Below are 22,501 nucleotides of genomic sequence, written 5' to 3'. Positions count from 1 at the left end.
GAAGACTCCGGTCGGCCATGACCCGGTTCACCGTCGAGGCGCCGGGTGCGCTCGCGCTCGTCGAGGACCTGGGCAGGCCTGGGCTCGCGCACCTCGGGGTCGCGAGGTCGGGCGCGCTCGATCGGGCGGCCCTCGCCCTCGCGAACCGGCTCGTCGGCAACCCCGACGGCGCCGCGGGGCTCGAGATCCTGATGGGCGGGTTCCGTGCCCGATTCGACGACGAGACCTGGGTCGCCGTCACGGGTGCCTGGGGCCGCGTGACCCTCGCGGGCCGGCCGCTCGCACCGTACACCGCCGGTCGCGCGGTCGCGGGGGCGGTGCTCGAGATCGGCCCGGCCGAACGCGGTGCGCGGTACCTGCTCGCGGTGCGCGGCGGCGTCGACGAGCCGGCGGCGCTCGGCTCCCGCTCGCGCGACACGCTGTCGGCGATCGGCCCGGCACCCGTGGCCGCGGGGCGCGTGCTCGAGATCGGCGCGGCGCCCGCGGCATCCGTGCCCCTGCTCGATCGCGAGGCCGCCTTCCCGCCGACGGCGGGTGCGGCGACCCTCGCGCTGCTGCCCGGGCCGAGGGCCGACTGGTTCACGGATGCCGCGCGCGCCGCGCTCTTCGACACCGGCTGGCGTCTCTCGGAGCAGGCCGACCGGGTCGGCGCCCGGCTCGTCGGCCCGGGGCTCGAACGGCAGGCGACCGGTGAGCTCGCGAGCGAGGCCACCGTGCCGGGCTCGATCCAGGTCGCGGGCGACGGCAGGCCGACGATCCTGCTCGCCGACCGCCCGGTCACCGGCGGCTATCCCGTCATCGCGATCGTCGCGCCGGCCTCGCTCGACGCCGTCGCCCAGCTCCGCCCCGGCCAGGAGGTGCGGTTCCGGCACGGGTGACCCTCGTCGGCGGGCGCGTGTAGCGTCGAGCAGGCGCGCCCGCGCGACCCAGCATCGAGGAGATCGAGATGACCGTCGTCACCGCATACGCCTACGCCGCGCCGAGCGAGGCCGCTCCGCTCGAGCGCACCCGCATCGAGCGCCGCGCGCTCGGGCCGAACGATGTGCGCATCGACATCGCGTACGCCGGCATCTGCCACTCGGACATCCACACGGTGCGCGGCGACTGGGGGTCGCAGCACTACCCGCTCGCCCCCGGCCACGAGATCGCCGGCATCGTCGCCGAGATCGGCGACGCGGTGACGCGGCACGCCGTCGGCGACCGGGTCGGCGTCGGCTGCATGGTGAACTCGTGCGGGCAGTGCCGCAACTGCCTCCGCGGCGACGAGCAGTTCTGCGTGGACGGTCCGGTCTTCACCTACGGCAGTGCCGACCGCGACGGCACCGTCACCCAGGGCGGTTACTCCGAGCAGGTCGTCGTGACCGAGTCGTTCGTGGTGCGCATTCCCGAGGCCCTCGCCCTCGATGTCGCCGCACCGCTGCTGTGCGCCGGCATCACCACCTACTCACCGCTGCGGCGCTGGAAGGTCGGCCCCGGCACGCGCGTCGCGGTCGTCGGGCTCGGCGGCCTCGGGCACATGGGCGTGCAGTTCGCGCACGCACTCGGTGCCGAGGTGACGGTGCTGTCCCAGACGCTGAGCAAGCAGGACGACGGGCTGCGCCTCGGCGCCGACCACTACCGCGCGACCTCCGACCCGGCGACGTTCACCGAGCTCCGCGGCTCGTTCGATGTCATCCTCAACACGGTCAGCGCCGTGATCGACCTCGACGCGTACCTGTCGCTCCTCGACGCCGGCGCGGCGATGGTGTGCGTCGGCGCGCCCGGCGAGCCGCTCGAGGTCGGCGTGATGTCGCTCATCGGCGGCAACAAGACCCTGGCCGGCTCCAACATCGGCGGCATCCGCGAAACGCAGGAGATGCTCGACTTCTGCGCGGAGCACGGTATCCGCGCCGAGATCGAGGTGATCCCGGCATCGGAGATCAACACCGCCTACGAGCGCGTGCTCGCCTCCGACGTGCGGTACCGCTTCGTCATCGACGCGGCCACCTTCCGCGACTGAGCTGCGGATGCGCGCGCATCAGGGCTTCGAGAGGAACACCGAGCGCGCGGGCGGGGGCGACGGCACCGCCGTGGCATCGGTCACGACGGGGGCGCCGGCGATGAACCGGCGGAGCTCTTCACCGTCGACGAGCTTCGCCGGCGACGGGTCGCTCGCGAGGCGGCGGGGCAGGCCCGCGAAGGGCAGCTCGTCGTGCGAGGCGTACATCACGACGTTGCCGAAGCGGCGGCCCTTCAGCATCGAGGTGTCGGCGGCGATCGCGAGGTGCTCGAAGACGTGGGCGAGGGTCGCTGCCTGCGACCGGGCGAACGCGAGACCGGCGCCGTCGGCGACGTTGACCGCAACGATGCCGCCGGGAGCGAGCCGCGGCGAGACGAGGCCGTAGAACTCGGCGCTCGTCACATGCGCGGGAGTGCGTGCGCCAGCGAAGATGTCGACGATCGCGATGTCGACGGCGCCGTCGAGGCCCGCCGGCAGCTTCGCGAGCACCTCGCGGGCGTCGCCATGGCGCACCCGCACCTGCGCGCCGCGGGGCAGCGGCAGGTGCTCGCGCACGAACTCGACGAGGTCGGACTCGAGCTCGACCACCTGCTGCCGGGAGCCCGGCCGGGTCGCCGCCACGTAGCGGGGGAGCGTGAGCGCCCCGCCGCCGAGGTGCACCGCCGTGATCGGCTGCCCCTCGGGCCGCACGAGGTCGACCGCGTGCCCGATGCGTCGCACGTACTCGAAGCCGAGCCAGTCGGGGCGGTCGAGTTCGACGTGCGACTGCGGGGTGCCGTCGACGTAGAGGGTCCACGAGCCCGGGGACTGGCGCGACTCCTCGAGCCGGGCGAGGTGGCCGCTGACGGCGAGACGGCGTTCGAGCTCTGACACGGATGCCACGCTACCGCGCGGGCTCGCTCGCGCTGCGCTCGCCGGGGCGGGCGACCCGGATCAGCAGGCGCCCCAGAGCACGAAGTCGAGCCGGTCGCCGTCGAGCACCTCGGCCGGATGCGGGCCATGGGCGAGCAGCCGTTCGCGGAGGCCGTGCGGCAGCCCGTCGGGCGCGGCGACGAGCACGGCGTTGCCCTCCTCGGCGCCCGACAGCACGGTCGGATCGCCCGCGACGAGGAGCGCTGCCGCGGGGGCGGCCCGTGCGATCGCGCGAGCCTGGTCGCGGAGCCGGCCGAGCCCCGCGGCATCGGCCACGTTGACGGCGAGCACCCCGCCGGGTGACAGGAGCCGGAGGCATCCGCCCATGAACTCGACCGTCGCCACGAACGCCGGCGCCTGCAGGTTCGCGTAGAGGTCGACGATGACGAGGTCGAACCCGCCGTCGAGGGTCACGATGACGGATGCCGCGTCGCCGACGACGGGGTCGACGTGCGCGCCCTCCGGCAGCGGGAGTCGCTCGAGCACGGCGTCGAGTAGTTCGCGGTCGAGCTCGACCACGAGTTGCGAGGCCCCGGGGCGGGTCGCAGCGACGTAGCGGGCGAGCGTGAGCGCGCCGCCGCCGAGGTGCAGCACCCGCGGGGGCGCATCGGTCGTGCCCGACGCGTCGATGACGTGGCCGATGCGACGCGTGTACTCGAAGAACAGGTGGGTCGGGTCGAGCGGGTCGACGTGCGACTGCGCGGTGCCGTCGACGAGCAGGGTCAACCCGTGCTTCGAGAAGACATCCGCCTCGAACTCGATGTGCCGCGCCATGACTGCATCGTGTCATGCGCCGCACGACAGTGCGTGATGCGCGTATATCTGAAACCGCCTTGCGTTTTTTCGGTGACTCCTCGGGGTGACCCGCGACTGCTCTGGCAAAAGCGATTGACAGACATCCGACCACTGTGGTTCACTCGACCCCAAGCTATTACGCAAGCCGCTTGCGAAATAGAAGATGCGCCGAGGCATGCCCCGTCGGCGAACCCGAAGGAGCAGCGATGGAGCCCGGCACGCACGAGCACCGCGTCGGCGCACTGCGCCGTGCGAACACGGCGCGCTGCGCCCTTCAGCTGCGCGACCACGGCCCTGCCGCGGTCTCCGAGCTCGCACGCGCCACCGGCCTCTCCCGGCCCACGGTCGAAGCGGCGCTCGCCGATCTCGCGGCGCGGGGCCTCGTCGCGACCGACGAGACGAACGGGCACCGCGGCGCCGGCCGTCCGGCCCGGGTCTCCCGCTTCGTCGGCGGTGCCGGCTACGTCGCGGGCGTCGATGTCGGCATCGCCGGTATGCGGGTCATCCTCGCCGACCTCTCGGGCACCGTGGCCGCTCGCATCGAGCACCAGGGACCCGTGCCGCGAGACGGCAGTGCACGCATCGAGGCCGTGCGCCTGCTCGTCGCCGAGGCGCTCCGCCTCGCCGACGCCCCCGCCCACCGGCTCATCTTCGCCCACATCGGCGTCACCGGCCTCGTACGCGCCGACGGTCGCATCTGGATCTCCCACGGCTTCGCCGACTGGGAGGGCGTCGACGTCGGCGGCAAGCTCGCCGCCCTCCTCGGCTGCCCGGTCACGCTCGACAACGACGTGAACCTCGCCGCGCTCGCCGAGCAGCGGCTCGGCTCGGCTCGGCTCGCCGACGACATGATCTTCCTGCTCATCGGCAGCCAGATCTCCGCGGGACTCGTGCTCGACGGCCGGCTGCGCCGCGGCAGCCACAACGCCGCGGGCGAACTCGGCGATGCGAGTCTCCGGGTTCCCCTCGACGAGCGCGGACACCTGCTCTGGCGCACCGCGTCGACCGCACGCGGGGTCTTCGAACTGGCCGATGCGGGCGATGCCGAGGCCGTGGCGGAGGTCGACGCGTTCATCGCGGGCATCGCCGACACGGTGGTCGTGCTCGCCCAGACGATCGACCCAGACCTCGTGGTCATCGGCGGCCCGATGTCGCGCGCCGGCGACCGGCTCGTGAAGCCGCTCGACGCGGCGGTCGCCGGGCTCGTCTCGTTGCCGTTCGCACCGACGATCGTGGCATCGCGACTCGGCATCGACTCGATCGCCTTCGGCGCCCTCTCGCGGGCGTTCGACCTCAGCTCGGAGCTCGTCTACGGAGTCCACGAGGTGCCCATGCCGGCGCTGCGTCGGCCCGACGGCGGCGATGCGCTCGACTCCAATGGAAAGGACTTCGAATGGTGAACACCGACGGGCCGGGGCATCCGCTCCGACTTGCCGTGATCGGATGCGGCGCGAGGTCGAACCTCGCGCAGCACGCCCCGGCCTCCGGCCTCGGCGAGATCGTCGCGCTGGTCGACCCCGACGCGGCGGCGATCGCTCGCGGCCGGGAAGCGCTGTCGGCGACCGCCGACGCCTTCGCGAGCACCGCCGAGCTGCTCGCGTCCGGGCTCGCCATCGACGGGGCATTCGTGCTCACGCCCGATGACACGCACGCCGAGGTCGCCATCGACCTGCTCAGCGCGGGTATCGCGGTGTACGTCGAGAAGCCGCTCGCCACCACCACCGAAGACGCCGATGCCGTGCTCGAGGCCGCGATCGGCGCCGGCGCGAAGCTCTACGTGGGCCACAACATGCGTCACATGGCGGTCATCCGCACGATGCGCGACGCCATCGCGCGCGGCGAGATCGGCGAGGTCAAGGCCGTCTGGTGCCGCCACTTCGTCGGCAACGGCGGCGACTACTACTTCAAGGACTGGCATGCCGAGCGGGCGAGGTCGAACGGCCTGCTGCTGCAGAAGGGCGCGCACGACATCGACGTCATCCACTGGCTCGCGGGCGGCTACACGACCCGAGTGGTCGGCATGGGCGGGGACACCCTCTACGGAGGCATCGCCGATCGGCGCGACAACTCCGACCGCACGATGCCCGAGTGGTTCAGCCTCGACAACTGGCCGCCGCTCGAGCAGCGAGAGCTCAACCCGGTGATCGACGTCGAAGACCTGTCGATGGTGCTCATGCACCTCGACAACGGGGTCTACGCCTCGTACGAGCAGTGCCACTACACGCCCGACTACTGGCGCAACTACACCGTCATCGGCACGAAGGGCCGCCTCGAGAACTTCGGCGACACCGACGGCGGCGTCGTGCGGGTCTGGAACGAGCGCCGCGTCTACCGACCGGAGGGCGACCTGGAGCACCCCATCGTCGGCGACGAGGGCGGACACGGCGATGCCGACCTCCGCACGGTCACCGAGTTCCTCCGCTTCGTGCGCGAGGGCATCCCCACCGAGACCTCGCCCATCGCCGCGCGTCACGCGGTCGCGACGGCGGCCGCGGCGACGGACTCGCTTCGAAACTCGTCGGAACCCCGTGATGTGCCCGCGCTGCCCTCGGGCGCCGTCGGCTACTTCGAGGGGGCCGGGGACCCGGTCGGCGCGGCGCACACCGCACCGACCGGTGGGTGACTCGTCACCCGCAATCACCTGCACATCGGGCGATCCCGCCCACTCTAACCGGAGGAGAACACCCATGCGCCGCACAGCGCTACTGGCCGGAGTCGCCGCCACGGCACTTCTACTCACCGCATGCTCGTCCAACGACGGCGGGTCGACGTCGACCGCCGACAAGGACATGACCGCCGAGATCAACTACGCGTTCTGGGATGCCACCCAGGAAGCGGCGATCGACACGATCATCGCGGAGTTCAACGAGGAGTACCCGAACATCACGGTGAAGAAGGACGTCACGCCGTATTCGGAGTTCTTCGGCAAGCTCCAGACGCAGGCCTCGTCGGACACCCTGCCCGACGTCTTCTGGATGAACGGCCCGAACTTCCAGCTCTACGCCTCGAACGACAAGCTCGAGCCGGTGACCGACGCGGTCGACCCCGCGAACTACCCGCAGGCGCTGAACGACCTCTACTCGTTCGACGGCACCCAGTACGGCGTGCCGAAGGACTACGACACCGTCGCGGTCTTCTACAACAAGGCCCTCTTCGACCAGGCAGGCGTCGAGTACCCGACCGAGGGATGGACCTGGGACGAGTTCCACGAGAAGGCCAAGGCCATCTCCGACGCGCTGAAGGCCGATGGCGTCTACGGCACCGTCAACGGGCTCTCGGGCGGCCAGGAGGTCTACTACAACACCATCCTCCAGGCCGGCGGCGAGGTCATCTCCGCCGACAGCACCACGTCGGGCTACGACAGCCCCGAGGCGATCGAGGGCCTGCAGTTCGTCGCCGACCTCATCGCCGACGGCTCGGCGCCGACGCTCCAGCAGTTGTCGGACACCCCGCAGAACGTGTGGTTCGTCAACGGCAAGTCGGCCATGTTCTGGTCGGGCACCTGGTCGAACGCGGAGCTCCGCGAGTCCGCGATCGTCGACGACATCGAGGTCGCGCCGCTGCCCAAGAACGAACAGGAGGCCACCGTCATCCACGGTCTGGCGAACGTCGTCGCGAAGTCGTCGAAGAACAAGGCCGCCGCACTGGCGTTCCAGGAGTTCCTCGCCTCCGAGCGCGCCGCGGTCATCCAGGCCGAGGCCGGCGCGGCACTGCCCGCCTACACCGGCACGCAGACTGCCTTCATCGAGTCGGCGCCGTACAACCTGCAGGTCTTCCTCGACGAGGCCGAGAACTCCTCGTTCCCGTACCCCGTCTCGAAGAACACCGCAGCGTGGAACCAGCTCGAGAACGAACTGCTCCCCGCCGCCTTCTCGGGCGAGCGCCCCGTCGCCGACGTGGCGAAGGAACTGGCCGAGAAGATGAACGAAGCACTGGCCGAAGAGAACGAATGACCTCCTCAGCAGTCCGTGAGGCCGGCGTCGCAGCTCCAGCTGCGGCGCCGGCCCCGCCGGCCGGCCGCGGCAGACGCCGGGGCCGCAGCGACCTCGGCTGGGCGCTCGTCTTCGTCCTGCCGTTGTTCGCGGGCATCGCCCTCTTCTACCTGTGGCCGATCGTTCGCAACCTCTGGTTCAGCTTCACCGAGTGGGGCCCCTTCGGCGACTCCGAATGGGTCGGGCTCGACAACTACATCGAACTCGCCGGCGATGCCACGATGGGCCGCGCCATCCTGAACACCCTCGGGTACACGGCGATGCTGCTCTGCGGCGTGCCGCTCGCGATCTACTTCGCGAGCCTCCTGAACCGCCCGGGCCTGCGCTTCGCGAACCTGTTCCGCACCGCCTTCTTCCTGCCCTACGTCGCGATGCCCGCCGCCATCTCCATGGTGTGGCGCATCATCTACAACGGCGACTTCGGCATCCTGAACTACGCACTCTCCCTCATCGGCATCGACGGTCCCAGCTGGCTCTCGACCGAGGGCGTCGCCCTCGTCGCCGTCGCGCTCGTCGGCATCTGGATCTCGCTCGGCTTCAACCTCATCATCCTGTCGGCGGGAATGAAGGGCATCCCCGTCGAGCTCTACGAGGCCGCGTCGCTCGACGGCGCGACGCGCTGGAAGCAGTTCACGACGATCACGGTGCCGCTGCTCACGCCCTCGATCTTCTTCGTCTCGGTCATGACGGTCATCGCGGGCTTCCAGGTCTTCGACCTGCTCTACGCCCTCATGGGCACCCAGAACCCCGCCATCGACAAGACCCAATCGGTCGTCTACTACTTCTTCACGAACATCAAGACGGGCGACAACGGGTACGCGGCCGCGATCGGCGTCGTGATCCTCCTCCTCGTCGGCATCTTCACGTTGCTCCAGTTCCGACTCCAGAAGAAATGGGTCACCTATGTCTAAGCGTCGCGTCGGCGCGCGCGAGTCGAACACGATCGCCTACGTCGTGCTCACGATCGGGTCGGTCGTCATGATCTTCCCGTTCGCCTGGCAGCTCATCATGTCGCTCGGCACGAACGCCGACGTGATCTCCGTCCCGCCGTCGTTCTGGCCGTCGGAGTTCAAGCCCGAGAACTACCTCAACGTGTTCGACCGGGTGCCGTTCCTCAGCCAGTTCTGGGTGTCGGTCGGCATCACCGTGATCCGCACGGTCGGCCAGCTCGTGCTGTGCTCGATGGCCGGCTACGCGTTCGCGCGCATGTACTTCCCGTTCAAGGGGGTCGTGCTCGCCCTCATCCTCGCGATCCTCATGGTGCCGCCGCAGGTCTACCTGCTGCCGCAGTACCAGATCATCCAGGGGCTCGGCTGGCTGAACACCGTCATCGGCATCGCGGCGCCCGGCATCTTCAGCGCCTTCGGCACGTTCATGATGCGCCAGTTCTTCATGGGGCTCCCTCCCGAGCTCGAGGAGGCCGCGCGCCTCGACGGCGCGAACCAGTTCCAGATCTTCTGGAAGATCATGCTGCCGCTCGCGAAGCCCGGACTCTCGGCGCTCGCGATCATCACGGTGCTGTGGTCGTGGAACGACCTGCTCTGGCCGCTCATCGTCGCGACGAGCGCCGAGAGCATGCCGCTCTCCGCGGGCATCGCGACGCTCACGAGCGGACGCACGATCACGGACTACCCGATGCTGCTCGCCGCCGCGATGATGGCGATGGCGCCGGTGCTGATCCTCTTCCTCATCATGCAGCGCCGGGTCATCGACGGCGTCGCATTCTCCGGACTGAAATGAGCCAGCGGATGACGCAGCGCAACGATTCCCTCCGTGTCGGCCTCATCGGGGCCGGCGCGATCTCCCACGCCCACGTGCCCGGATGGCTCGCGCTCGGCGCGCAGGTCACCGTGTACTCCGAGGCCGGCGCCGAGGCACTGGCCGAGCAGTACGGACTCGAGGTCGCCGGTTCGCTCGACGAGCTCTGGCCCGAGGTCGACGTCGTCGACATCGTCACGCCTACCGCGACGCACGCCGAGCTCTCGCTCGCCGCGATCGGCCGCGGCATCGACGTCGTCTGCGAGAAGCCGCTCGCCCGCACCGCGGCCGATGCGGCCGCGGTCGTCGACGCGGCGCAGCAGGCCGGGGTGCGACTCTTCCCGGCGCACGTCGTGCGGTACTTCCCCGAGTTCCTCGCAGCGCGCGGCGCGATCGCGGCCGGGCGCATCGGCCGGCCGGCGGTCTTCCGCTTCCGGCGGCAGAGCGCCGCGCCGCAGTCGCGCTGGTTCTTCGACGACGCCGTCTCGGGCGGCATCGTGATGGACCAGATGATCCACGACCTCGACCAGGCCGAGTGGCTCGGCGGGCCGGTGCGCCGCGTGTTCGCACGACTGCGACGCGGCGGCGAGACGGCGGCCCCGGTGGTCGCGGCGCAGGTCGTGCTCGACCACGAGTCGGGGCTGATCAGCCATGTGCACGGCACCTGGGGGAGCCCGGCACTGCCCTTCTCCTATTGCTTCGACCTCGCGGGCGACGGCGGAGTGCTGCGGTTCGACTCGATGCGCGACGACACGATGCGCTCGGCACTGCCGCCCATCGACGGCGGGGGATACCTGCCGGAGACGAGCGGTGCCGAGAGCCCCTACTCGGCCGAGATCGCCGACTTCGTGCGGGCCATCCGCTCGGGCGGCGCCGCTCGAGTCGACGGCGCTGACGGCGTTCGCGCCGTGCGCATCGCCGAGGCCGCGCTCGAGTCGGTCGAGACCGGCCTGCCGGTCGAACTCGACCCCGCAGACGAGGCGACGGATGCCTCGACCGACGACGCCCTGATCGGAGCCCGCGCATGAGCCGCACGAGCGAGCCCCTGCGCATCGGCATCCTGTCGTTCGCCCACCCGCACGTCGAGGCGTACGCCCGCGTGCTCGTCGAGCGTGGCATCGAGGTCGTGGGCACCGACCTCCCGCCGTACGACGCGGGCACGCAGCGCGGCGCCGAGCTCGCCGAGCGCCTCGGCATCGAGTACCTCGATGACGTCGACGCCGTGCTCGCGCGCGCGCCGCACGGCGTGATCGTCACCGCCGAGAATGCGAGGCATCGCGAGCTCGCGCTCGCGGCGATCGCCGTCGGTGCCCACGTGCTCTGCGAGAAGCCGATCGCCACCGAGGTCGGCGACGCGCTCGCGATGGTCGACGCGGCCGCGGCGGCGGGCGTGTCGCTCATGACGGCGTACCCGGTGCGCTTCGCGTCGTCGTTCCGCGAGCTCGTGGCCCGCGTGCGGGCCGGGCAGCTCGGTGAGGTCGTCGCCGTCTCGGGCACGAACAACGGCAAGATCCCGCTCGACCGCAGTTGGTTCACGACCGAGGCGGCCGCGGGCGGCGGCGCGCTCGTCGACCACGTCGTGCACTGCGCCGACCTGCTCGACGAGCTCCTCGGCGAACCCGCGCAGGAGGTCTACGCGACGGCGAACCGCATCCTCCACGCCGATCGAGGCGTCGAGGTCGAGACCGGCGGAGTCGTGTCGATCGCCTACCCGTCGGGCGTCATCGCGACGATCGACTGCTCGTGGAGCCAGCCCGACTCGGCCGCCACCTGGGGCGGGCTCACCCTCGAGGTGCACGGCACGCGCGGATCGATGCGGATCGACCCGTTCGCCGCCCACATCTCGGGGTACGCCGAGGGCGGCGCGACCTGGGACGCCTTCGGCACCGATCTCGACGGGCTCATGATCGACGAGTTCCTCGGCGCGATCCGCGAGTCGCGGGCGCCCAGCCCCGACGGCTCGGTCGGGGTGCGCACGCTCGCGATCGTCGACGCGGCGAAGCGGTCGGTGCGCTCGGGAACCCCCGCGGTCGTGCTCGCGACAGCCTGAACGAACGCCGAACCCGGCGCCCCGCGGCATCCGCTCACCGACTCGATCGTGGGCCGCAGCGGGGCGCCGTTGCGCGTCTCGGGGGTGCAGGATCGTGGTTATACCGGAGATTCGCAGACAAATCAAGAATCGACTGGACACGGCGCGTCTGGCGACATATAGTTAACCTTTGCGCTCCCAGACCCACCATGCCTTCATATTGCGGTCGGCTTCCGTGCGTGTCGAGATCTTGAGGTCTCCGGCATCCGCACTCGTCTGAGGGGTTCCACTCTCCGCTACCGACAGTGAACCGGCCCGACGGGGCCATGGAGGTTATTCACTTGGCTGCTGCGCGCAACGCGACCACGCCCACCCCCAAGAACGGACGCGGTGCAAGCCGTCTCTCGTTCGCCAAGGTCACCGACACCCTCACGGTACCCGACCTGCTCGCTCTCCAGACGGAGAGCTTCGACTGGCTCGTCGGCAACGAGGCGTGGAAGACACGCCTCACCGAGGGCAAGGCGGCCGGTCGTCAAGACCTGCCCGAGACCACCGGTCTCGAGGAGATCTTCGAGGAGATCTCTCCGATCGAAGACCTCGGCGAGACCATGCAGCTCTCGTTCACCAACCCCGAGCTCGAGCCTCCGAAGTACACGATCGACGAGTGCAAGGAGAAGTCCAAGACCTACTCCGCACCGCTGTACGTGAACGCGGAGTTCATGAACCACCTCACGGGTGAGATCAAGACGCAGACCGTCTTCATGGGCGACTTCCCGCTCATGACCCCCAAGGGCACGTTCGTCATCAACGGCACCGAGCGCGTCGTCGTCTCGCAGCTCGTGCGTTCGCCGGGCGTCTACTTCGAGCGCACGCCCGAGAAGACCTCCGACAAGGACATCTACTCGGCTCGCGTCATCCCGAGCCGTGGTGCATGGCTCGAGTTCGAGATCGACAAGCGCGACCAGGTCGGCGTCCGCATCGACCGCAAGCGCAAGCAGAGCGTCACCGTGTTCCTGAAGGCCCTCGGTCTCACCTCTGAGGAGATCCTCGAGGAGTTCGCCGGCTACGAGTCGATCGCCCTCACCCTCGAGAAGGACAACATCCTCACGAAGGAAGAGGCGCTCAAGGACATCTACCGCAAGCTCCGTCCGGGCGAGCAGGTCGCTGCCGAGGCCGCGCGCGCGCTCCTCGACAACTTCTACTTCAACCCGAAGCGCTACGACCTCGCGAAGGTCGGCCGGTACAAGATCAACAACAAGCTCGGTCTCGAGGCTCCCCTCACCGACTCGGTGCTGACGGTGCAGGACATCGTCGCCACGATCAAGTACCTCGTCGCGCTGCACGACGAGCGCACCACCCTGCCCGGCCGCCGCGCCGGCAAGGCGGTCGACCTGCGCCTCGACGTCGACGACATCGACAACTTCGGCAACCGTCGCATCCGCGCGGTGGGCGAGCTCATCCAGAACCAGGTCCGCACCGGCCTGTCCCGCATGGAGCGCGTCGTCCGCGAGCGCATGACCACGCAGGACATCGAGGCGATCACCCCGCAGACCCTGATCAACGTGCGACCCGTCGTCGCCGCGATCAAGGAGTTCTTCGGCACCTCGCAGCTGTCGCAGTTCATGGACCAGAACAACCCGCTCGCGGGTCTGACCCACAAGCGTCGCCTCTCGGCGCTCGGCCCCGGCGGTCTCTCGCGCGACCGCGCCGGCGTCGAGGTCCGAGACGTCCACCCCTCGCACTACGGCCGCATGTGCCCGATCGAGACCCCGGAAGGCCCGAACATCGGCCTCATCGGATCGCTCGCATCGTTCGCGCGCATCAACTCGTTCGGCTTCATCGAGACGCCGTACCGCAAGGTCGTCGCCGGCAAGGTCACCGATCAGATCGACTACCTCACGGCGTCTGAAGAGGACGACTACATCGTCGCCCAGGCCAACGCGCCGCTGAAGAGCGACGGTCACTTCTCCGAAGACCGCGTCCTGGCCCGCCAGAAGGGCGGCGAGGTCGACCTCGTTCCCGCCGACCTGATCGGCTACATGGACGTCTCGCCGCGCCAGATGGTGTCGGTCGGCACCTCGCTCATCCCCTTCCTCGAGCACGACGACGCGAACCGCGCCCTCATGGGTGCCAACATGCAGCGTCAGGCTGTGCCGCTGCTCCGCAGCGACTCGCCGCTCGTCGGAACCGGCATGGAGGGCTACGCGGCCATCGACGCCGGTGACGTCATCACCGCCGACAAGGCGGGTGTCGTCGCCGAGGTCTCGGCCGACTCGGTCACCGTGCAGCTCGATGCGGGCGGCACGCAGACCTACTTCCTGCGCAAGTTCGACCGCTCCAACCAGGGCACGTCGTACAACAACCGCGTGCTCGTGAACGCGGGCGATCGCGTCGAGGTCGGCGAGGTCATCGCCGACGGTCCCGCGACCGACAACGGCGAGCTCGCGCTCGGCAAGAACCTCCTCGTGGCGTTCATGCCGTGGGAGGGGCACAACTTCGAGGACGCGATCATCCTCAGCCAGAACCTCGTGAAGGACGACGTGCTCTCGTCGATCCACATCGAGGAGTACGAGGTCGACGCCCGCGACACGAAGCTCGGCAAGGAGGAGATCACCCGTGATCTCCCGAACGTCAGCCCCGACCTGCTGGCCGACCTCGACGAGCGCGGCATCATCCGCATCGGCGCAGAGGTCCGCCCCGGCGACATCCTCGTCGGCAAGGTCACGCCGAAGGGCGAGACCGAGCTGTCGGCCGAAGAGCGTCTGCTCCGCGCGATCTTCAACGAGAAGAGCCGCGAGGTCCGCGACACCTCGCTGAAGGTGCCCCACGGTGAGCGCGGCACGATCATCGCCGTCAAGGTGTTCGACTCGCAGGACGGCGACGACGAGCTCGGCTCGGGCGTCAACCAGCGCGTGGTCGTCTACATCGCCCAGAAGCGCAAGATCACCGAGGGCGACAAGCTCGCCGGCCGCCACGGCAACAAGGGCGTCATCTCGAAGATCCTCCCGGTCGAGGACATGCCGTTCCTCGCCGACGGAACTCCGGTCGACGTCATCCTGAACCCGCTCGGCATCCCGGGCCGCATGAACTTCGGCCAGGTGCTGGAGACCCACCTCGGGTGGGTCGCCAAGCAGGGCTGGAAGGTCGACGGCAGCCCGGTGTGGGCCAAGAAGCTCCCCAAGGAAGCACACGAGGCCGCTCCCGGCACCAAGGTCGCGACCCCGGTGTTCGACGGCGCACTCGAGGAGGAGATCGCGGGTCTGCTCGACTCGACGCTCCCCAACCGCGACGGCGAGCGACTCATCGACTCGTCCGGCAAGACGCAGCTGCTCGACGGCCGTTCCGGCGAGCCGTTCCCGTACCCGGTCTCGGTCGGTTACATGTACATCCTGAAGCTGCACCACCTCGTCGACGACAAGATCCACGCGCGTTCGACGGGCCCGTACTCGATGATCACCCAGCAGCCGCTCGGTGGTAAGGCGCAGTTCGGTGGACAGCGATTCGGTGAGATGGAGGTCTGGGCGCTCCAGGCCTACGGCGCCGCATACGCGCTGCAGGAGCTCCTCACGATCAAGTCCGACGACATCCTCGGCCGCGTCAAGGTGTACGAGGCGATCGTCAAGGGCGAGAACATCCAGGAGCCCGGCATCCCCGAGTCCTTCAAGGTGCTCATGAAGGAGATGCAGTCGCTCTGCCTGAACGTCGAGGTGCTCTCGGCCGACGGCACCGCGGTCTCGCTCCGCGACACCGACGACGAGGCCTTCCGCGCTGCGGAAGAGCTCGGCATCAACATCTCCGCGCGCTTCGAGTCGTCGAACATCGACGAGATCTAAGCCAGGCCAGTAGACGACTACAGAAACTTTCCAAGGAGAGAAATTGCTCGACGCAACGACTTTTGACGAGCTTCGCATCGGCCTGGCCACCGCAGAGGACATCCGCAAGTGGTCCTACGGTGAGGTCAAGAAGCCTGAAACCATCAACTACCGCACCCTGAAGCCCGAGAAGGACGGTCTGTTCGGCGAACAGATCTTCGGCCCGAGCCGCGACTGGGAGTGCGCCTGCGGCAAGTACAAGCGTGTCCGCTTCAAGGGCATCGTCTGTGAGCGATGCGGCGTGGAGGTCACCAAGTCCTCCGTGCGCCGCGAGCGCATGGGCCACATCGAGCTCGCCGCTCCGGTCACGCACATCTGGTACTTCAAGGGTGTGCCCAGCCGCCTCGGCTACCTGCTCGACATGGCGCCGAAGGACCTCGAGAAGGTCATCTACTTCGCCGCCTACATGGTGATCGACGTCGACGACGAAGGCCGTCACGCCGACATGCCCGGCCTCGAGAACGAGCTCCGGCTCGAGATCAAGACCATCGGCGACCAGCGCGATGCCCGCATCGCGACGCTCATGGCGCGCAAGGAGGAGGAGCTCGCCGCACTCGAGGCGGAGGGCGCCAAGTCCGACCAGAAGAAGCGCGCTGAAGCCGCCGCCGACAAGGAGATGACGCAGGTCCGCAAGTCGGGCGACGAGCAGGTCGCGCACCTCGAGCGCGTGTGGGAGGACTTCCGCACCCTCAAGGTCGGCGACCTCAAGCCCGAGGACTCGGTCTTCCACGAGCTCCAGGACCGCTTCGGCATGTACTTCGACGCCTACATGGGCGCCGAGGCCATCAAGAAGCGCCTCGAGGCCTTCGACCTGGCCGCTGAGGCCGACGACCTGCGCCTGCAGATCGCCGAGGGCAAGGGCCAGAAGAAGATCCGCGCGATCAAGCGTCTGCGCGTCGTCAGCTCCTTCCTGCAGACCGGCAACTCGCCGGCCGCGATGGTGCTCGACGTCGTGCCGGTGATCCCGCCGGAGCTTCGTCCGATGGTCCAGCTCGACGGTGGCCGCTTCGCGACCTCCGACCTGAACGACCTCTACCGTCGTGTGATCAACCGCAACAACCGTCTTCGTCGTCTGCTCGACCTCGGCGCGCCCGAGATCATCGTCAACAACGAGAAGCGGATGCTGCAGGAGGCCGTCGACGCACTGTTCGACAACGGCCGCCGCGGCCGCCCCGTCACCGGTACCGGCAACCGCGCCCTGAAGTCCCTGAGCGACATGCTCAAGGGAAAGCAGGGTCGCTTCCGCCAGAACCTGCTCGGCAAGCGCGTCGACTACTCGGGCCGTTCGGTCATCGTCGTCGGCCCGCAGCTGAAGCTGCACCAGTGCGGTCTGCCCAAGCAGATGGCGCTCGAGCTGTTCAAGCCGTTCGTCATCAAGCGCTTGATCGACCTGAGCCACGCTCAGAACATCAAGGCCGCCAAGCGCATGGTCGAGCGTTCGCGCCCCCAGGTCTGGGACGTGCTCGAGGAGATCATCCGTGAGCGCCCGGTTCTGCTGAACCGCGCACCCACGCTGCACCGCCTCGGCATCCAGGCCTTCGAACCGCAGCTCGTCGAGGGCAAGGCGATCCAGCTCCACCCGCTCGTGTGTGCTGCGTTCAACGCGGACTTCGACGGCGACCAGATGGCCGTGCACCTTCCCCTCTCGGTGGAGGCGCAGGCCGAGGCCCGCATCCTGATGCTCGCCTCGAACAACATCCTGAAGCCGTCCGACGGCCGTCCGGTGACCCTGCCCACGCAGGACATGATCATCGGCCTGCACCACCTGACGACCGGCAAGTCCGGCGCGGCAGGTGAGGGTCGCGCGTTCTCGTCGATCTCCGAGGCCATCCTCGCCTTCGACCAGAACCGTCCGGGCGACTTCGCCCTCGACCTCGGGGCCACGGTCAAGATCCGTCTCGAGGGGCTGCACTTCGCCGAGGGCGAGACCCCCGAGGACTTCGTTCCCGGCAAGCCGTACCTGCTCGAGACGACCCTCGGTCGCGCCCTCTTCAACGAGGCGCTGCCGGTCGACTACCCCTACGTGAACGCGCAGGCGGGCAAGACGCAGATCTCGGAGATCGTCAACGACCTCGCCGAGCGCTACCCGAAGACCGAGGTCGCCGCGACCCTCGACCGGATCAAGGACGCCGGCTTCCGCTGGGCGACCCGTTCGGGCGTGACCGTGGCACTCTCCGACATCCTGACGCCGGCCAACAAGGGCGAGATCGTCGCGAAGTACGAGAAGCAGGCCGCCAAGGTCCAGGGGCAGTTCGAGAAGGGTCTCACGACCGACCTCGAGCGTCGCCAGGAGCTCATCCAGATCTGGACGAAGGCCACCGACGAGGTCGCCGTCGCGATGCGCGAGGCGTTCCCCGAGGACAACACGATCAACCGCATGGTGTCGTCGGGTGCTCGTGGTAACTGGCTGCAGATCCGCAACATCGCGGGCATGCGAGGCCTCGTGAACAACCCGAAGGGTGAGATCATCCCTCGCCCGATCATCTCGAGCTACCGCGAGGGCCTCTCGGTCGCCGAGTACTTCATCGCGACGCACGGTGCCCGTAAGGGTCTGGCCGACACGGCCCTCCGTACGGCCGACTCGGGCTACCTCACGCGTCGTCTCGTCGACGTCTCGCAGGATGTCATCATCCGCGAGGAGGACTGCGGCACGACCAAGGGCCTCGAGCTCCCGATCGCGACGACGGATGCCTCGGGCGAGCTGGTCCGCGACCCGAACGTCGAGAACGCGGTCTACGCCCGCAGCCTCGCCGCCGACGCGGTCAACGCCAAGGGCGAGGTCGTCGCCGAGGCCGGTGAAGACGTCGGTGACGTGCTCATCGACAAGCTCATCGCGGCAGCGGTCGAGACGATCAAGGTGCGCTCCGTGCTCACCTGCGAGTCGGCCGTCGGCGTCTGCGCGAAGTGCTACGGCCGTTCGCTCGCGACCGGCAAGCTCGTCGACATCGGCGAGGCCGTCGGCATCATCGCGGCCCAGTCGATCGGTGAGCCCGGCACGCAGCTGACGATGCGTACCTTCCACACCGGTGGTTCGGCCTCGGCCGACGACATCACGCAGGGTCTGCCTCGCGTGCAGGAGCTCTTCGAGGCGCGCACCCCCAAGGGTGCATCGCCCATCGTCGAGGCCCCGGGTCGCATCACGATCGATGAGACCGACAAGCAGCGCAAGGTCATCCTCACGCCCGACAACGGCGACGAGCCGATCGCGTACAACGTGCTCAAGCGTTCGACCCTCCTGGTCGAAGACGGACAGCACGTCGAGCTCGGCCAGCAGCTGATCGTCGGCACCGTCGACCCGAAGGAAGTCCTCCGGGTCAAGGGTGTGCGCGAAGTGCAGAAGCACCTCGTCAACGGCGTGCAGGACGTCTACCGCTCGCAGGGTGTGCCGATCCACGACAAGCACATCGAGGTCATCGTGCGCCAGATGCTGCGCAAGGTCACCGTCGTCGACCACGGCGACACCGACCTGCTGCCCGGTGAGCTCGTCGACCGCCTGAAGTACAACGACATCAACCGCGCCGCGCTGACCGAGGGCAAGAAGACCGCCTCGGCCCGCCAGGAGGTCATGGGTATCACCAAGGCCTCGCTCGCAACCGAGTCGTGGCTGTCGGCCGCGTCCTTCCAGGAGACGACCCGCGTGCTCACGCAGGCCGCCATGGAGGGCAAGTCCGACCCGCTCGTCGGGCTCAAGGAGAACGTCATCATCGGAAAGCTCATCCCGGCGGGTACCGGCCTCGGCAAGTACCGCAACGTCACGGTCGAGGCGACCGAGGAGGCGAAGGCGGAGCGTTACCCGAACCGCATCTTCACCGACGACGCCGCGTTCACCGAGGGCGACCTGAGCTTCGTCGACTTCGACGCGTTCTCGAGCGACGACTTCACCCCCGGCAACTACAGCTAGTAGCCGATACGACAGCAGGGCCCCGGAGCGATCCGGGGCCCTGCTTCGTTTCCGGGGGAGTGCGGCCGGCGACACCGGGGCCGGGCGGCGCTACGATCGCTCGAGACGCCGATGCCGACGACTCGAAAGGCCAGCGATGACCGACCCCGCCCCGCAGACTCCCGAAGCATTCGAGTCGAGCGCACGGCCGCCTCTCGTGAGGCGGCCGCAGTTCTGGCTCGTCGTCGTCGCGGCGATACTCGCCGTGATCGTCGCGTTCGTCGTCGGCGCGGCGATCGGCGGCGCGGGCGTCGGGTCGGGTGGGGCCGCTGCGGGTGCCGCGCCGACCACCGGGAACACGGATGAAGCCGCGACGCCGCCCGCATCGTCCGCGCCGCCGACTCCGCTGCCGGTCGTGCACGAGATCCCGGAAGACTGCGAGGCCATCTACACGCGCGACTGGTCGGGCGACTTCGCACCGCTCGTGCTGAACCCCGCCTGGGCGATGGAACCCGAGAGCGGCGTGCAGTTCGGATCCGTCGACGAGACCGCGGTCGAGCTGCTCACGTCCGCCTCGGCCATCACCTGCAAGTGGGGCAACCCGGCCGGCGGATCGGATCGCGGGCTCACGACCAACGTCGCCCACGTCACCGAGGAGCAGGCCGCGGCCATCATCGCCCACTTCGGCGAGAGCGGACACAGCTGCTACGAGGAGCTCCAGGGCACCCGGTGCGTCCGGGAGACGCCGCCGAGCGCCGACGGGCAGGCGGGGGAGTCGCATTTCATTCGCGACGACGTGTGGATCGCGACGCACTGGGTGAACGCCGGCCCCGATGGGTACACGCACGACATCGTGGCTGCGATCTTCGGCTGAGCGAAGCGCCGCGCGCGCTCCCGGAATCGGGCCCGATGCGTTGCTACAGTTGGCCAACCACGGGTGCGAGGGGTGCCCGGAAGGAGCGCGATCATGAGCAGCACGACTCCCGGAGCCGACCCGGAACGTCACGGCGAAGCGACCGGCCCGGTCGACGAGGGCCCTGTCGACGATTCCGCGCCCGAGCCCGCCCCCGTCCTGGACGAGACGGAGCCCGTCGACGAGCCCGCTCCCATCGAACCCGAACCGGTCGAATCCTCGGCCGAGGCGGCGGTGCCGGCCGACGAAGAGCTCGCCGCGACGTCCCGCCTCGATGAGGCCGTCGAGCGGGCGAGCGCGCACCCCGCGCCCGAAGAGACCAACGGCATCGACGACCTGGACGCCTCGTCGACCCCGGAACCCGTCGCCGCCGACGCCGTACGCCGTGAGACCTACGTTCCCGCTGCGGGCGTCGCGGCTGGAACCGCCGCCGGCGCAGCGACGCTCGCCGACGTGCCCGAACCCGTGTACGTCGCACCGCAGCCCGGTCCGCAGACGATCTACGTGCAGGCGCCGACACCGCCCAAGGCGAAGGGCAATCGCGGGTTCGGCGTGCTCGTCGCGCTCATCGGCACGGTCGCCTTCGGCGTGCTCTACGGCGTCGTCGCCTATGTGCTCTACCTGAGTTTCGGGGCGCCGGAGGGTGAGGCGATCGGCATCGCCGACTTCCTCGTCGAGCCCACGTACTGGGTTCCCGTCGTCGCGTTCTTCATCGGGTTCGCGCTGCTCGCCGCGATCGTCAACCGCGGACCGTGGTGGACGTACGCCGTGTTCGGCCTGCTCGTCGGGGTGCTCGTCTACTTCGCCTACATCGGCGGCTCGCTGCTCTTCGTGCAGGCCTGGACGCTCACGCTCGAGCAGGCGAACGACTTCATCGCCGAGCGCTGGCTCGACCCGTACGCGATCGTCGCGGCGGTCATCGCGCGCGAGATCCCGATCTGGCTCGGCGGCTGGATCGCCGCCCGGGGCCGCACGGTCACCGAGCGCAACCGGCTCGCGATCGAGGCGTACGACCGCGAGCTCGCGGCGGGCCCGCAGGTGCAGCGCTACTAGCGGCGAGCGGGCTGCCTACTCCGAGGCGTCGCAGTCGCGAACGGGGTCGGCCGGCGCTTCGACGTCGAGCTGCTCGCCCCACGCGCCGAAGGTGAACGAGCCGTCGCCGCTCGGGTCTCCTGCGGCGAAGTCGGTCGGCAACGGTGCGCCGACGCGCTGCACGTGCATGACGCCGGCCGGCGCGGTCTCGCCGCCGACGACCACTTCGAGCAGCTCGGCGTCGGCGGGGGGCCGGGCCACGCTGACCGATCCGCTCGCGCCGAGCAGTGCCGAGACGAGGTCTGCGGGGCGCAGGAAGGGCGACCACTGGTCGGCGAGGCCGTCGCCGGCTGCGGCGCAGACGTACCCCTGTTCGAGCTCGGGGATGCCGAGTTGCGCGGCGTACGCGGCATTGCCCCGCAGGTAGGTGTGCCCGCCGACCGTGACGACGTCGAGGCTCAGCCCGCCCGCGGTGATCTTCGCCGCGAAGTCTCCGGGGCGCCCCCGGTACTCGACGGCCACGGTGCGTCCGCGCGCCGGGTCCGCCTCGGCGGTCGCGGCGGTCAGCTCGGTGAAGGTACCCGAGTACTCGACCGCGCCGACGGCCGCGACGGCGTCGACGATCTCGCCGGCGGCATCCGGCCCGGTCAGGAGCCAGAGCCCGTTGCCGTCGATCTGCGAGGGGTCGAGATCGCCGAGATCGAAGTGCGAGGGGGTCGGCGGCACCTCGGGCGGAGCCTGGCTGCAGCCGGCCAGGGCGAGCGCCGCGACGAGCGCGAGCGGCGCGGCACGCCTCACGATGTCGCGTCGGCGACGCACGCGCTCTGCGCACGCTGCGCACCGAGGGTCTCGGCGTCGAGGGAGACCTCGCCCGTGGTCGCGGTCGGCCGAACGACGAAGCACGTGTCGTTCTCGTAGAGTCCGAGCGCCGACGGCAGCCAGGCCTCGGTGCCGGTGACCCACTGGGTCAGGTCGGTCGTCTCACCGTCGCCGTGCACGGCGTAGACGCTGTAGGCCGCGTCGGATCCGCTCCAGTCGAGGTGCGCGTTGCCGCCGTCGATGGTGAGCCCGAGCCCGGTGACCGCGACGGAGTCGTCGTTGACGGCCGTGATGATGAACCAGGTGACGGCGCTCGCGAGCGCGACGAAGGTGAGTCCGATCGAGACCATGAACGCCGGGTGCCGCCACCACTTGCGCTCCTGCGCAGGCGCCTCGGCCAACTCGGGGAGGACCGAACCCGTCGTGCCGAGCGGGCGGGTTCCTGCGGTCTGCGGCAGGGCGGTCTGACCGGGCGCGCTGCCGAGCGAGGGGTTCTGCAT

17 protein-coding genes are annotated in these 22,501 nt (G+C 69.5%); 13 read left to right on the top strand and 4 right to left on the bottom strand.

Annotated features, from left to right (window positions below; all coding sequences use genetic code 11):
* The first annotated feature begins 17 nt into the window (after positions 1-17).
* Together BJY17_RS08740 and BJY17_RS08735 are read left to right on the top strand one after the other, a co-directional pair.
* On the top strand, positions 18-878 hold the full coding sequence (locus BJY17_RS08740) for a 5-oxoprolinase subunit C family protein (protein WP_179551005.1): 861 nt from the start codon (positions 18-20) through the stop codon (positions 876-878).
* A gap of 68 nt (positions 879-946) precedes the next feature.
* Positions 947-1,999, top strand: a complete 1,053-nt coding sequence (locus BJY17_RS08735; RefSeq protein WP_179551004.1) for an NAD(P)-dependent alcohol dehydrogenase — start codon at positions 947-949, stop codon at positions 1,997-1,999.
* 18 nt (positions 2,000-2,017) lie between these two features.
* On the opposite strand, the gene BJY17_RS08730 is transcribed toward BJY17_RS08735, so the two are convergent.
* Complete coding sequence (locus tag BJY17_RS08730; RefSeq protein ID WP_179551003.1) at positions 2,018-2,872, bottom strand: spermidine synthase; 855 nt, start codon at positions 2,870-2,872, stop codon at positions 2,018-2,020.
* Positions 2,873-2,932: 60 nt separating this feature from the next.
* Positions 2,933-3,685, bottom strand: a complete 753-nt coding sequence (locus BJY17_RS08725; protein WP_179551002.1) for a spermidine synthase — start codon at positions 3,683-3,685, stop codon at positions 2,933-2,935.
* A gap of 227 nt (positions 3,686-3,912) precedes the next feature.
* Here BJY17_RS08725 and BJY17_RS08720 point away from each other — a divergent pair, with 227 nt between their 5' ends.
* The 11 genes from BJY17_RS08720 to BJY17_RS08670 all read left to right on the top strand — a co-directional run bounded on the left by BJY17_RS08720 (position 3,913) and on the right by BJY17_RS08670 (position 21,203).
* On the top strand, positions 3,913-5,106 hold the full coding sequence (locus BJY17_RS08720) for an ROK family transcriptional regulator (protein WP_179551001.1): 1,194 nt from the start codon (positions 3,913-3,915) through the stop codon (positions 5,104-5,106).
* On the top strand, positions 5,100-6,329 hold the full coding sequence (locus BJY17_RS08715; RefSeq protein WP_179551000.1) for a Gfo/Idh/MocA family protein: 1,230 nt from the start codon (positions 5,100-5,102) through the stop codon (positions 6,327-6,329). The genes BJY17_RS08720 and BJY17_RS08715 overlap by 7 nt, the downstream gene beginning before the upstream one ends.
* Positions 6,330-6,393: 64 nt before the next feature.
* Positions 6,394-7,659: an ABC transporter substrate-binding protein gene (locus BJY17_RS08710; RefSeq protein ID WP_179550999.1), complete on the top strand. Its 1,266-nt coding sequence runs from the start codon at positions 6,394-6,396 to the stop codon at positions 7,657-7,659.
* Positions 7,656-8,609: a carbohydrate ABC transporter permease gene (locus BJY17_RS08705; RefSeq protein WP_179550998.1), complete on the top strand. Its 954-nt coding sequence runs from the start codon at positions 7,656-7,658 to the stop codon at positions 8,607-8,609. The genes BJY17_RS08710 and BJY17_RS08705 overlap by 4 nt, the downstream gene beginning before the upstream one ends.
* On the top strand, positions 8,602-9,438 hold the full coding sequence (locus BJY17_RS08700) for a carbohydrate ABC transporter permease (protein ID WP_179550997.1): 837 nt from the start codon (positions 8,602-8,604) through the stop codon (positions 9,436-9,438). Before BJY17_RS08705 ends, BJY17_RS08700 begins: the two co-directional genes overlap by 8 nt.
* Before the next feature lie 8 nt (positions 9,439-9,446).
* The gene (locus tag BJY17_RS08695) at positions 9,447-10,484 is read left to right on the top strand and encodes a Gfo/Idh/MocA family protein (RefSeq protein WP_179550996.1); all 1,038 of its coding nucleotides are present in this window, start codon (positions 9,447-9,449) and stop codon (positions 10,482-10,484) included.
* Entirely contained in the window at positions 10,481-11,506 is a 1,026-nt protein-coding gene (locus BJY17_RS08690; RefSeq protein WP_179550995.1) for a Gfo/Idh/MocA family protein, read from the top strand. The genes BJY17_RS08695 and BJY17_RS08690 overlap by 4 nt, the downstream gene beginning before the upstream one ends.
* 320 nt (positions 11,507-11,826) lie before the next feature.
* Positions 11,827-15,318: a DNA-directed RNA polymerase subunit beta gene (gene rpoB / locus BJY17_RS08685; RefSeq protein ID WP_179550994.1), complete on the top strand. Its 3,492-nt coding sequence runs from the start codon at positions 11,827-11,829 to the stop codon at positions 15,316-15,318.
* A 43-nt stretch (positions 15,319-15,361) separates the two neighbouring features.
* Complete coding sequence (rpoC, locus tag BJY17_RS08680) at positions 15,362-19,258, top strand: DNA-directed RNA polymerase subunit beta' (protein ID WP_179550993.1); 3,897 nt, start codon at positions 15,362-15,364, stop codon at positions 19,256-19,258.
* 136 nt (positions 19,259-19,394) lie between these two features.
* Entirely contained in the window at positions 19,395-20,111 is a 717-nt protein-coding gene (locus BJY17_RS08675) for a hypothetical protein (RefSeq protein WP_179550992.1), read from the top strand.
* A gap of 93 nt (positions 20,112-20,204) precedes the next feature.
* A complete protein-coding gene (locus BJY17_RS08670; protein WP_179550991.1) occupies positions 20,205-21,203 on the top strand; it encodes a rhomboid family intramembrane serine protease in 999 nt (332 codons plus the stop codon).
* 15 nt (positions 21,204-21,218) lie between these two features.
* Here BJY17_RS08670 and BJY17_RS08665 read toward each other — a convergent pair whose 3' ends face one another.
* Both BJY17_RS08665 and BJY17_RS08660 read right to left on the bottom strand, forming a co-directional pair.
* Complete coding sequence (locus tag BJY17_RS08665) at positions 21,219-21,980, bottom strand: hypothetical protein (protein WP_179550990.1); 762 nt, start codon at positions 21,978-21,980, stop codon at positions 21,219-21,221.
* Positions 21,977-22,501 carry a hypothetical protein gene (locus tag BJY17_RS08660; RefSeq protein ID WP_179550989.1) on the bottom strand — a complete coding sequence of 175 codons (525 nt, stop codon included), beginning with the start codon at positions 22,499-22,501 and terminating at the stop codon, positions 21,977-21,979. The genes BJY17_RS08665 and BJY17_RS08660 overlap by 4 nt, the downstream gene beginning before the upstream one ends.

The sequence above is a fragment of the Agromyces hippuratus genome (genome assembly GCF_013410355.1).
Classification (GTDB): Bacteria; Actinomycetota; Actinomycetes; order Actinomycetales; family Microbacteriaceae; genus Agromyces; species Agromyces hippuratus.
This window is presented reverse-complemented; position numbering and strand designations above follow the sequence as displayed.